This window comes from Pirellulales bacterium, from assembly GCA_036499395.1.
GTDB lineage: Bacteria > Planctomycetota > Planctomycetia > Pirellulales > JACPPG01 > JACPPG01.
In genome coordinates, this window is sequence record DASYDW010000134.1 from 101085 (window position 1) to 112026 (window position 10942).

General features: G+C 58.9%; 9 protein-coding genes and 1 pseudogene. 2 read left to right on the forward strand and 8 right to left on the reverse strand.

The window, feature by feature from the left end:
- Positions 1 to 7 precede the first annotated feature (7 nt).
- The 3 genes from VGN12_27950 to VGN12_27960 all read right to left on the reverse strand — a co-directional run bounded on the left by VGN12_27950 (position 8) and on the right by VGN12_27960 (position 4961).
- On the reverse strand, positions 8 to 337 hold the full coding sequence (locus tag VGN12_27950) for a DUF1232 domain-containing protein (protein ID HEY4313316.1): 330 nt from the start codon (positions 335 to 337) through the stop codon (positions 8 to 10).
- Positions 338 to 386: 49 nt separating this feature from the next.
- Positions 387 to 1070, reverse strand: coding sequence for a hypothetical protein (locus VGN12_27955; GenBank protein ID HEY4313317.1), 684 nt, complete (start codon positions 1068 to 1070; stop codon positions 387 to 389).
- A 249-nt stretch (positions 1071 to 1319) separates the two neighbouring features.
- Entirely contained in the window at positions 1320 to 4961 is a 3642-nt protein-coding gene (locus VGN12_27960; protein ID HEY4313318.1) for an NACHT domain-containing protein, read from the reverse strand.
- A gap of 126 nt (positions 4962 to 5087) precedes the next feature.
- Between VGN12_27960 and VGN12_27965 the strand changes: the two genes are divergently transcribed.
- Positions 5088 to 5513 (forward strand): hypothetical protein, encoded by a 426-nt coding sequence (locus VGN12_27965; GenBank protein HEY4313319.1) that lies wholly within the window; start codon positions 5088 to 5090, stop codon positions 5511 to 5513.
- A gap of 8 nt (positions 5514 to 5521) precedes the next feature.
- On the opposite strand, the gene VGN12_27970 is transcribed toward VGN12_27965, so the two are convergent.
- From VGN12_27970 to VGN12_27985, 4 genes are all read right to left on the reverse strand, one after another.
- Positions 5522 to 6502 (reverse strand): tyrosine-type recombinase/integrase, encoded by a 981-nt coding sequence (locus VGN12_27970; protein ID HEY4313320.1) that lies wholly within the window; start codon positions 6500 to 6502, stop codon positions 5522 to 5524.
- Between the two features lie 84 nt (positions 6503 to 6586).
- Positions 6587 to 6970, reverse strand: coding sequence for a PIN domain-containing protein (locus tag VGN12_27975; protein HEY4313321.1), 384 nt, complete (start codon positions 6968 to 6970; stop codon positions 6587 to 6589).
- Entirely contained in the window at positions 6963 to 7217 is a 255-nt protein-coding gene (locus VGN12_27980; protein HEY4313322.1) for an AbrB/MazE/SpoVT family DNA-binding domain-containing protein, read from the reverse strand. The genes VGN12_27975 and VGN12_27980 overlap by 8 nt, the downstream gene beginning before the upstream one ends.
- A gap of 569 nt (positions 7218 to 7786) precedes the next feature.
- A complete protein-coding gene (locus VGN12_27985) occupies positions 7787 to 8236 on the reverse strand; it encodes a hypothetical protein (GenBank protein HEY4313323.1) in 450 nt (149 codons plus the stop codon).
- 214 nt (positions 8237 to 8450) lie between these two features.
- Between VGN12_27985 and VGN12_27990 the strand changes: the two are divergent.
- Positions 8451 to 9730 (forward strand): annotated as a pseudogene (locus VGN12_27990) (transposase).
- Positions 9731 to 10311: 581 nt separating this feature from the next.
- On the opposite strand, the gene VGN12_27995 reads toward VGN12_27990, so the two are convergent.
- On the reverse strand, positions 10312 to 10923 hold the full coding sequence (locus VGN12_27995; protein HEY4313324.1) for a PEP-CTERM sorting domain-containing protein: 612 nt from the start codon (positions 10921 to 10923) through the stop codon (positions 10312 to 10314).
- Positions 10924 to 10942: the final 19 nt, after the last annotated feature.

A 10942-nucleotide genomic window follows, 5' to 3' on the forward strand; every position in this document is an offset into this window, starting at 1 on the left:
GGTGGCCTCATGCCGCCCGCCGCTCCGCCGCGGCCGCCTCTTCCTCCTCGAAGGCGGCCTTTTCCTTGCCGGCTTTCCAGGCGGCCTTGGCGGCTTTAAACCCGACGATCACCGCCACGATGTCGTCGATGAAGCCGATGGGGAAAAACACATCCGGGATCGGGTCCACTGGTGAAACAATCAGAGCACCGCACAAGAGCGCGGTTGCCCAACCGCAGAATTGCACGAGCGCGGCGCGTAGCGGACTTTTGGGTAGGTGCGCCAGTACCACGAGCGCCAGAACCAACAACGTGCCGCAACCGAAGAAGAACCGAATGGTCGAGAAGAAGCCGTCCATAAAACTCTCCGCTACGAAAAAAGGGGTGTTGTTAAGAAGCCAAAGGTCATTAACGGTGCTGTCGCGAGCGAGGAGCGCGCCGAGCCTGACCGGGCGTGTCATCGCGAACGAGTTGGCCGCCGCAATTCAGGCAGCGCAGGTTGATTTCCACGGCCGCGCGAATATTGACGCAGCCGCAGGTCCACTTCTTGAGCTTGGCCGTGCTGCGAGAAGCAACAGTCACCGGCTGCACCTCGTCGATCGGCACGTCAACGCCGTGCCGCAGAAGTAGCTCTTTAAAACGGCTGTGAGCCTGGTGCGCGGTTACACCGCGCCGATCGATATCCAGGCCCAGCTCAGCCGCCTTGGCGCGAAACTCGCTGTTATGAAAATTCCGCTTGCCGGGCGTTCCGTGCGCCTGTTGCCAACCGTGCAACAGTTCGTGCAACAGCGTGCCCAGCACTTCCCAGCGCGAGCGGCTGCCGTCGAGGTAGAGCGTATTGAAGGCAATCTCGCCCCGCAGACCAAACTTGTTGTGCCCATTGCGAAACTGCGCGTAGCGAGTTCGCGGCAGTTGTTCGATACAGAGGACGATCTCGGGGATGTCGAGTTTAAACTCGACAATGTACCGCTCGGCCCAAGCCTGCAGCTCGGCGACCAGGTCCCGCCCAAACCACGGTTCGTCCCGCTGATGGCGGGCCAATTCGGGATAGACACTGCCAGCCGCTGCTTGGTTGTTGAATGGCTGAACCACGACAAGGCTCCTCTCGGGCTCGGTGACCGAATCAGGTCACGCTCTACCCTTGGGGGCCTTGGGACAACGCTGCGCGCGGTTGGGACACCTCGTGTCCCAACGCCAATGAACAATAAGGGCGCTATGTCACGGACACCGCAATCAAGGAACGGTCGACGAACGTCGAATCGCTGTCAGAAATAGCAACGCTACGATTGGGACGCACAAAAAAAGTTTGGTGTCCCAAAGGCGTCGCGTAATGGCAGCAGCTTACGGCCGTGGGTGTTTTGGTTCCCGCCGATAGAGACCGATCCGGCGAAGCAAGGCGGCTAGCTCGGTCCGGTCCTTGAATTGCCGTTCGATTCGGCTGAGGATTTTTCGCCAGCTTTCCCACTGAGGAAATTCTCCCGGCAGGCAGTTCTCGACGATTCTGGACCAGCTCTCGCCGCGCTCGCCGTTCCAGCACGCTTTGGCCGTGTCGTAGATTTTCTTGTGGGTGTCGCCCCGATGGCACAGGCCACCCTCATGGACAATCGACCAATAGCAGCGCAATATCTGCCGTGACCTTTCCGGAAGTTCATTGATCACGTCCGCGATCTCAGGAGCGGGGGGCGGCGCCGGCTGTGCAGCATTAACGCCCGGCAGCCGCGCAACTTCTTGTCCCTCGGCGTCGACAATACGGTCAGCAAAGACCAGCCAACCCGAGCGTACCGCCTTTGTACGCAACGCCCCTTCCACCACTTCACATTCCCGAGGAAACGGCAATAGCTCTGCGGGCGCGATTTCCACCAGCGTATTGGCCAGTGCCTGGGCAATACGTTCTCTCGCACGCGGATCAGCGTCGGCCAGCCAAGCCTCGTCGTCGAGAGCCGTATTCAGAGCGCGCGTCGCCGCATGTCGCGCTGCTGTATCATTCGCGAACCTTACTAGCGCCACCGCAAGCTGCACTTGCTCGGCCGGCAAAGACTGTGGCGCGTCGGCAAACGTTGCCAACTGGTCCCGGGCCAGCATGAGCGTCGCCGGTGCCAAGAATTGTTCCTTCGCTCCTTCGACCATGCTGAGCGCGCGTGTCAACACCTGCGCCATCTCGCAAGCACTTGGTGACCGATCATCGAGGGCTCGCTTGACCAGCTTGTGCAAAAACTCGCTGGCGTCACGTAGCTCCCGCGCCGAGGCCTGTGGCAGCAAGCGCAAGTAGATTCCCAGCAGATCGGTTCTTCGCGTTCGATCGCGACTGGCGAGCGTCTTCTGATTGAGCCAGGCCAGCGGCACCCGTAGCGAACGTTGGACGGCCAGTTGCAAGAGCATGTCCGCAACCTCGTTCGATTGCTCTGTCGCGATTTCGGCCACAATCCGTTCGAGCAATTGTCGGTTCGCCACACTTGTCAGCACACGAACCGCCAAGGCTCTGGTGCTCGCCGGGGCCGCAGCGTCTTGTGCAATGCGACCGATCAACCGTCCGCCATCTCGAATCGGAAAACCTTCGAGCGCCGTGAGGAGGAATTCCACCCGCGCGTGATCGGCCGGCAGAACGGCCAGACGTCGCAACAGCCGATCGCGGCCTCTCGGATCGAGGGCCCGCTGCGAGGCCTCGCAGTGGCGCAGGACATGCGCCGCCATCCGGGCGCATCGATCGGGCACTTGTCGCAGACCGATGACATAATCCACGAGCGCGTTGACGGATGGCCGATCGCCAACGGCACCCAGGCTATCGATGGCTTGCTCGCGCAGCTCGATCGCCACCGACGGGTTTTCGACAATCGTTTTGAGGAGGTCGACCGCATCGCTGTCTCGCGCCGCTCCGGCCCGCATAATCGCGTGCCGACGTTCCTCCTCTGCGACCTCTGGATCGGCGACGATACGACGGATTTCCTGACATTCTTCTGCGCTAGCGCCGCCGCGCACGGCGAAACCGGCTACGTCCGCCCAGGCGCCCGTCAACAGGGCATCGAGCCCCTGCTCCCGGGCAATCGGCGCCGGCACCGACTCAAGCAGACAATTCACGGCCCAATTATCGAGCTGTCGCGCCCGCAGTGCCCGTCGCGATAGGTCGATGGGGTCCAGTTCGGCGTAGGCACGCACCGCGCCTTCCACGAGCGCCATGTCGCGATTCTCTTCAATGACGCGCCATAAAGAATCTCGTAAGAAGTGTCCCAACGGCTCGCTTCCCTTCCAGCGGCCTGCCGTAGCTAGCCGGGCCACCTTTAACAGCACCCGTTGGAACCGATCTTGGGCTTCGATCCACTTCACAGCCAGAGTCTGGCATTGCTCTTCGGCCTCTCCACCTATCCCGGCCAGAAACTCCAGCACGATCAGCCGGCTGGCTGACGCAAATGCACGATCCAAGAAGTTCACGAATTCATCACCAGATAACTTGCTGGCATGGCACGCCGCAAAATACTCCGTGAACGTGGCATGCAGGAAGGCGTGCTCGTCGTAAACCGGATCGATGCGATTCACGAACCGGCTGCGCAGGACCGCTGCGGTCGAGCGCGGCGCCAGACTCTCCGCCAGTTCATCGCTGCCAAACAAGTAACGCGGCCGGCCGGCGAAGAGCAGTTGATAGGCCAGGCGTCGCAGGCCCGTGATATGTTCACTCACTAGTGGATCTTCTCGGCCGCGATCTCGCTCGTATTGTTCTCGAATCCAAGCGGTGATTTGCCGATAGAGTCCGGCCAGTGAGTGCGCGGCGCGAATGTCCCCTTCGCGCGCGAGCACACGCACCAACAACCCCAACAGAAACGGATTTGCTGCCATTGTCTGCAAATCCGCATCGGTGGCGATCCGCTTCGATACAATTTCGGTCAAGTCCGCACGGCCGAGATTGTGGAGTGTTTTGCGGACCAGATCTTCGCGCGCACGGTCCGCTAGACCGGCAATGGTATAGAAATCGATCCGGCCGCGGTCCTGAACTTCGCGCGGGAGCCCGGCTGGCCGCGAGGTAATGATCGTGACAAAGTTCGCCGCCTCGGCTTTGATGCGATCGCGAACCGTCGCCCGCTGTGCCAGCGGCACCTCGTCCCATCCATCCAAAAGCAAAAGTATCCGCCCCTGCTGCATCGCCAGGCGGCGCAGCCAAAACACCGCTGGTCGCCAATCCTTGATCTCAACGCCGAGATTGTGAAAGAAGAATTCCAGCAGCGAAAGCTTGGCGCGTTCTGTGAGCACTGCGGCATAGGCGCTCAGCTTGATCGTCACCGCCCAGTCGAAGTCGGCACACTCTCCCCGTCGGACGGCGCGGGTCAGCCATTGGATCAATGTTGACTTGCCACTGCCCGGCGCTCCAATCACCAGGCACGTTTCCAGGGTGCGCGAAACCATAGCGGAAATGCTCACCGTCGGATACCTCCCGCTCCGTGCATCGCGGGCGAGCTGTCGCTCGCTCGTATCGTCCTCGGCGCCGACCGCCGCCGGATGGTTCTCCGGAAGCGCCTGCAATTCGACGAACACATCGTCGATCTCCGCGGCCGCTTCACCTGGGATCGCATTGGGAAGCTGCCGCCAGCGGGGGCTATTTTCCAATTGCTCGAACCACAGCGACAGCCCATAGGCATACAGCCGTTCAGCATCGCCTTCATTAAAGCTCGTGTTCTCGCCTGGAACTGCAAAGGGAGCACCAACCATTTCCGCCGGGGATCGAGTTGCCGTGCGGCCCTGCTTCAAGACACTTCGCGCGCTCGCGCGTAGCTCTGCGACTGTTACCACGCCCGCGGAAAACTCCTCGGCCCAGCGTTGCATGACAGCCGGGAGCGATTCCCACGCTGCACGTGGCAGAATATCGAGCAGCACGATCGACAGTGCGTTGCGATCTTGCAATTCCTGCGGGCTCATCCGCTCGTCGTGCCCGGGCCATACCCCCAATTCGGCTGCCGCCAAGAGCGCCCAAGCATGCCGCAGCACGTCAACCGACATTGGATCGGATCCATCCCTGACAGTCATCGAGATTCCCGGCGGAGCGAAGTGTAACGGTCGAGGAAAATACTGTACTTCTCGGGTGGTTCTGCTAAGCCGGCAGGGAAAGGAGCGCGACCGTTCACCGTGAAGAAGACACCGATCGATCCCTGCCTGGCCAGCATGGCGGCCACATTTTACGAACCAGTGTATCAGCGTTTGCGCCAATGGCATCAGGGACGCACGGTCGATTTGCTCTGCTTCGTTCAGGCCACGAACGAGGCGACGCGCCAAGTTCTCAATGAATGCGGAGCCGTGCCCAGTCGCACCTTTCGGGCAGGATGCTTTCAAGAGATTTGGGAAGCTACCGCGCCCTACGGCGGCCGCTTTCGCGATCTGCCGGCTTCACTCGATCAAGCGATCAGCCAGACTGTGGGCTGTCAGACAGGAAAATACCCGGCCACGGCCGGCTTCCTGCAGTGGGGCGATCACGAACAAGCGGAGCAGCTCCGCCGCCACGTGCCAAGCCAGCTACTCCTTGCCGCGCAAGCCAAGCGAGGGCGAACGCGTTAACGAAGTGGCTACACCGAAATCCTCTCCACGATGTTGCGAGTTACCTGCTTTTGCCTGCGATCATATAGTTTCGTCACGCGGCTATCGGAGTGCCCCAATAAGTATTGGACATCTTCTAGCGCCACGCCTTGGAGGAGCAAATCCGTCGCCGCGCAGGCACGGAACGAGTGCGGCGAAATGATTGTCGGCAATCCGGCGGCCTGGAGCCGTCGCTTGACCATCCGACAAATATCGACGCCGTTCATCGCTCGTGTTGAGAGTTCCGGCTTGCGTCCATCGACGGTACGGAACAGCGGCAAGTCGCTCGGCCCGGTTTCCGCTTGCGCAACATGAATATACTCCTGTAAAAATGCCTGCAAGTCGGCACGGACCGGAATCGTCCGGGCCTTGCCCCCTTTCTCCGAAAATTTCAAGACGAACTGCGTCCCTTCATTCACGAAATCCTTCGCGCGCAGCTTGGCCACGGCGCCGGCACGGGCGGCCGTGTAGATGAGGGTGGCGATCAGCGCCCTGTCTCGCAGGTCGACGACCGACTTGATCTTGATCGATGCCATTAGGTTGCGAGCCTGGGCGACGGTGATCTCCGGGGTGCGCCCTTCGATCGCCGAAAAGCGTTCGGTGCGCACCGAACGGGCAGGATTGAGAACTACGACGTGGCGTTCCACCAGCACATCAAAGAAGGCTCGGATGCCCGATAGGTAGACTTTCTTACTGGGAGTCGTGATCGTCAGTTCGTCGAAATACTGGCCCATCAGCCCGGGCGTGATGCGATTCAAGTCGACCTGATATTGTTCCGCCCAGTGGAGGAAATGCCGCACGGCATGCAAATAGGCGCGCCGTGTGTAGCCGTTGCGAAGCCGGCCGAGAAAGAATTCTTCCCAGGCGAAGCCGGCGGCGGCTCCCGCCTCGCCGACAAGCGTGGGCAGAATCAACGCTGGGTTCTGCTTTCTTTCGGTTGTTGTAATCGCCTGCTGACCATTATACCGCATAGACAGCCCGATTATCACTATATAGATGCCTGTCGGCGCTGGTTGCGCCGTGTGACCTGTGCGGGAAACCGTCTTGAGCCAGAGTCATCGAATCAACTCCACGCTTACGTCAAGCCGCACCTCTTTCCAACGCCGATCAGCCGTCAGGATGGTTGCCCCCCGCGCCGCTCCGAAGGCCAAGCAGACGCAGTCAGCATACGAGAGGCCCAGCGTCCTGGTCGTCGCATGGAGTACAGCGGCCGTTTCCGCCAATCGCCGGTCGACCGCTTCCACCCGTGGAAACGCTTCGCGCAAAAAACCCTGTACCTGGTCGGCCGGCATCTCGTACCGCACGAGCTTGGAAAACGCTTCCAGCAGGTTCAGCGACACGACCAGGCAATCGCCACGCACCTTGGCCACGCGTTTTTCGCCGGGCTCGCCACGCGCAAAGGCCAGAACGGCTGACGCGTCGGCGACAAACTCACTCACGCGTTGCCTCAGCCCGCCGTTCAGCGAGCAGCTCTTCGACCAGGCTTGTCCCCTTGGGTACTTTCGTTGCCAACAGCGCGCGGAACTCAGCGAGCGTCGTATCGAACGAATGCAGTTCGACTTTCTTGTCGGCCACGTCGACGATCAGCGTGTCGCCGATGTCGATCTTCAATTCCCGGCACGCCTCGGCCGGCAATACCACGCGCCTGCCATCCGAGACGCGCACGTGGAAGATTCGATGCTCCATGCCCCAACTCTCCTCAACTGGTTTCCTCTAGCAACCGTGCCACAGTTGCCCAGGTCAGTCAAGGAGAATCGATCGCGCCATGCAGCGGGTCTGTTTCCACTGGCCGCTGATAAGTCCCTTTATGTGCTGCGAACGCTTCGAGTACAATTGCGTCGCACTATAACCGTTCGTCCTAAATGGCACTTTTTCTTTCAGAACAGTTCAATACCATCCCTCTGACTCGCAATCGCAAGAAGTGGTGTCACTCGTTAACCCTCGATACGACACCGATCTAGCTGCCCTCGATGGTTCATGGAAAACCAAGTCGCTAGTAACGCGTGAGACAATCGTGATTGTGACCGCAGACACCTGTGTTGCCGAACTGTTGGACCGCCCAACTGCAGCTCGGATACGTGACGCAATCGACCGCCGCGGCACGCCCCACCCCCGACGGCGGGCAATTATCATCGGCGACGCAACCTGGGCGAGTGAGCCATTCAGAAATAGCTCACCAATAATTGCTATCGGTGGCCAAGAAATTCAACGAGGACTCACAAACCGCGGCGTCTCGTGCGATTGCGCCGCCGGGCTTAAATGTGGCCTGAGAGTTTGCCTAATATTAATACGCAAACCACGTAAATCACCGGCGACAATAGTAGTAATATCACACCCCAAAGTACGTAGTAGAATATTGGGCGCACCTGACTATAATCTTTTTGAGCCTGTACCGGATTGGCAGAAAGATAGATTCTTGCTCCTGGAAGACTAGTGATAATAAACACCAGAACGCCTATTGCTACATACCACCAAGCATGAATGTTGGAAATAAATGCAGCTACAGCTAACCTTGGTCCCCAAGAGCCGCCCCGGAATATCATAAGTGCGCTGACTATTATGATGCCAGAAAGGAAGTAAGCTTGAGGTTTATGCTGGGGGTGAACAATTAGGGCAAGCCCGCATAATGCACCGAATATCAGAAGCCCTAATGATAAAAGGGTAAGATACCATGGCCTTGCGGGGTTTAAGTTGTCAGCTTCCATGGAATTTATTGTAGCGAAAGACTCTTAAGAAATGGTAAATCGCCGGGTTACCTCATATATTTGTTAATGATCACCACACCTGACCCACGTAGGTCAATTCCTGATGATCGCTAGTCCTTAATCAAGCGTACTCTGAGCGCGTTGCTCTGGGCGGGCACAAAAAAAAACTCGAAATCCTTCGGTGATTTGTGAGGTTTGATGACTGATCAAACCCATCAACCCACGCACCAAGGAGGGATTTCGAGTGAAGGCCAAGATACAACGTCAACTGCGGGCTGCCCAGCGAAGGATCGAGCGACGGTTGGACAAGTCGAAGGTGGGTGATTGCTCGCGGCCGGTGCTGACCAGTGGCAACATTTGCTTCGACTTGGCCGAGCGGATGCGCGGCATGAGCTATGGCGGCCTGGGCACGATCGTGCTGTTGGTCCGCCAACTCGGTTTGGCCGAAGCGATCGACCGCCGCTTGCACCTGTTAAAGATCCACCTGCCGTATCACGAGAGCGACCACGTGTTGAACCTGGCCTACAAGGCGCTGTGCGATGGCACGTGCTGGTGGTGTCGCTGGCCAACACGGGCGAGGTGTTATCGATCGTGAACCGTTCAGGGAATCGTCCCAGCCACGAGGGGGTGGCCGAGGAGATCGATCGTGCGCTGGCGGTCTGTTGCGACGGCGGCTTTCGCCGCGTCTTGTTACGGGGCGACACCGACTTCACGCAGAGCAAGCACCTCGATCGCTGGGACGACGACCAGCAAGTGCGCTTCATCTTTGGCATCGATTGCCTGGGGAACTTGCTAACGCTGGCCGACGATCTGCCGGAAAACGCCTGGAAACTACTGGATCGACCGGTGCGGTACCAAGTGAAAACGCAGCCCCGCGCCCGGCCGGAGAACATCAAGGAGCGAATCGTCCACGAGCGCGGATTCAAGAACATTCGGCTGGAGAGCGAAGAGGTGGCCGAGTTTGATTACCGCCCGACGACCTGTAAAAAAGCGTACCGCCTGGTCGCGCTGCGCAAGAACTTGCGGGTGCGCGACGAGCAAGGACAACTGTTCGACGACTACCGTTACTTCTTCTACATCACCAACGATCGAGAGAGCACTCCGGCAGAAATCGTCTTCTCGGCCAACGACCGCTGCCATCAGGAGAACCTGCATGCGCAGTTCAAGGGTGGGGTGCGAGCCCTCCACGCACCGGTCGACGACCTGGTGAGCAACGGGGCCTGGATGGCGATGACCAGCCTGGCCTGGAACCTAAAAGCCTGGCTGGCACTGTCGCTGAGCGAGCGATCGGGCGCTGCCGGTGAGCAAGATCGGGATGCGAAGCGCACCGTGTTGCGGATGGAGTTCAAGACGTTTGTGAACGCCTTCGTCCGGTTGCCGTGCCAGATCGTCCGCACCTCGCGGCGGATCGTGTACCGATTGTTGGGCTGGAACCGTTGGCTCGACGTGTTCTTCTGCCTGGTTGACCAACTATGGCGGCCGTTGCGGTGTTAAAGCCGTGATCGTACCGGCGGCGTGCAGCCGTCGTCGGCACACCCGAACTGAAATCGGAATTCGGATGCTCCGATCCGCCGTCGTCGCCCCTAACCGCAGAAAGTGACATGCTCAGACCAACAACCCGAGCGAACATGACTGGCCGCGAAAGCGCCCAAGCCTTCACCCTGCGCCTCGAACGGCTGGCTCCGCGAAACCCAAGAAACCATCTGCGCTCGCTTGATTAAGGGCTAGTGGCTCAATTCAAAACGATCGTTCACAATATTCGGCAGCCAACGCTCGTTGGTGTTTTTGCCTCCTCGGCAGAATCAGTGCCGAACTCTGGATTCTTGCAGTTGTTGTGATCGCTTGCTCGTCGTTATCCCGCACAAACTAGCTGGACGAAATTCTTCAATCTCTTTCCACTGCTACCGAACGCAATTGTGATTACAACAACTGCGCCTAAGAACTTTCGTTCTACTATATTCGGCCGTCAAAAATGGCTTGATGCGATCCTGGTCCAACGCCACTAAGGCCAGCGAGCAATAGCTGACGGTTGGATCAATCCACCGAAGGAAAGTTGGCTGAAATCTTAAGAATGCTCACCGACGTAGTCTGTTGCGCCGCAAAATAAGAAGCACGGCGATACCGCCCGAAATCAGCCCAATGCCACCCGGCTCCGGAACCGAGAGCACATTGAGCGTGCCGCTGGCGAACGTAGCGGATACCGGATCGCCGACGCCATTAAGAAGCTGGCTATCGCTGCCGGCGTCCTTAGTTCCGACTAAGAAAAGCAGATACGGCCCTGGGGTGGCGCCGGTCGTATCGACGACGGCGGTCGCAAGCAGTCCATTGGGATCCACGAATTCGCCCGCGTTGTCGGTGAGGAGCGAGATCGATTCGAACTGGCTCGTGGCGCCAGCCGAAACGCTGATGTTCCCAGGCGAAACATCTCCCGACCAAATTGTGCCCGTCGTGAGATCAATCGAGTGTATCGACGGTGTTATGCCAGTTCCGGACGCGATCTGCAACGTGAACGTCATTCCCTCAATATCTTCGAGCGACGCGGCGACACTGTCGCTGACGTTAATCGAGATCGTTTGTAGAGTATTCTGGGGCGCCGAGTAGGTGCCCACGTTCACGATCGGAGTTGCATGAACATCGAACGCAAAGAACAGCAAAACGGCAAAGATGCCCCAGATCAGTGATTTCATCGTGTTGCCCAGCTAAAGT

Excerpts from the sequence above, each read along its gene's own strand:
- VGN12_27950 (HEY4313316.1), bottom strand. The coding sequence starts at position 337 with ATGGACGGCTTCTTCTCGACCATTCGGTTCTTCTTCGGTTGCGGCACG.
- VGN12_27960 (HEY4313318.1), bottom strand. The coding sequence starts at position 4,961 with ATGTCGGTTGACGTGCTGCGGCATGCTTGGGCGCTCTTGGCGGCAGCC.
- VGN12_27970 (HEY4313320.1), bottom strand. The coding sequence starts at position 6,502 with ATGCGGTATAATGGTCAGCAGGCGATTACAACAACCGAAAGAAAGCAG.
- VGN12_27980 (HEY4313322.1), bottom strand. The coding sequence starts at position 7,217 with ATGGAGCATCGAATCTTCCACGTGCGCGTCTCGGATGGCAGGCGCGTG.
- VGN12_27985 (HEY4313323.1), bottom strand. The coding sequence starts at position 8,236 with ATGGAAGCTGACAACTTAAACCCCGCAAGGCCATGGTATCTTACCCTT.
- VGN12_27995 (HEY4313324.1), bottom strand. The coding sequence starts at position 10,923 with ATGAAATCACTGATCTGGGGCATCTTTGCCGTTTTGCTGTTCTTTGCG.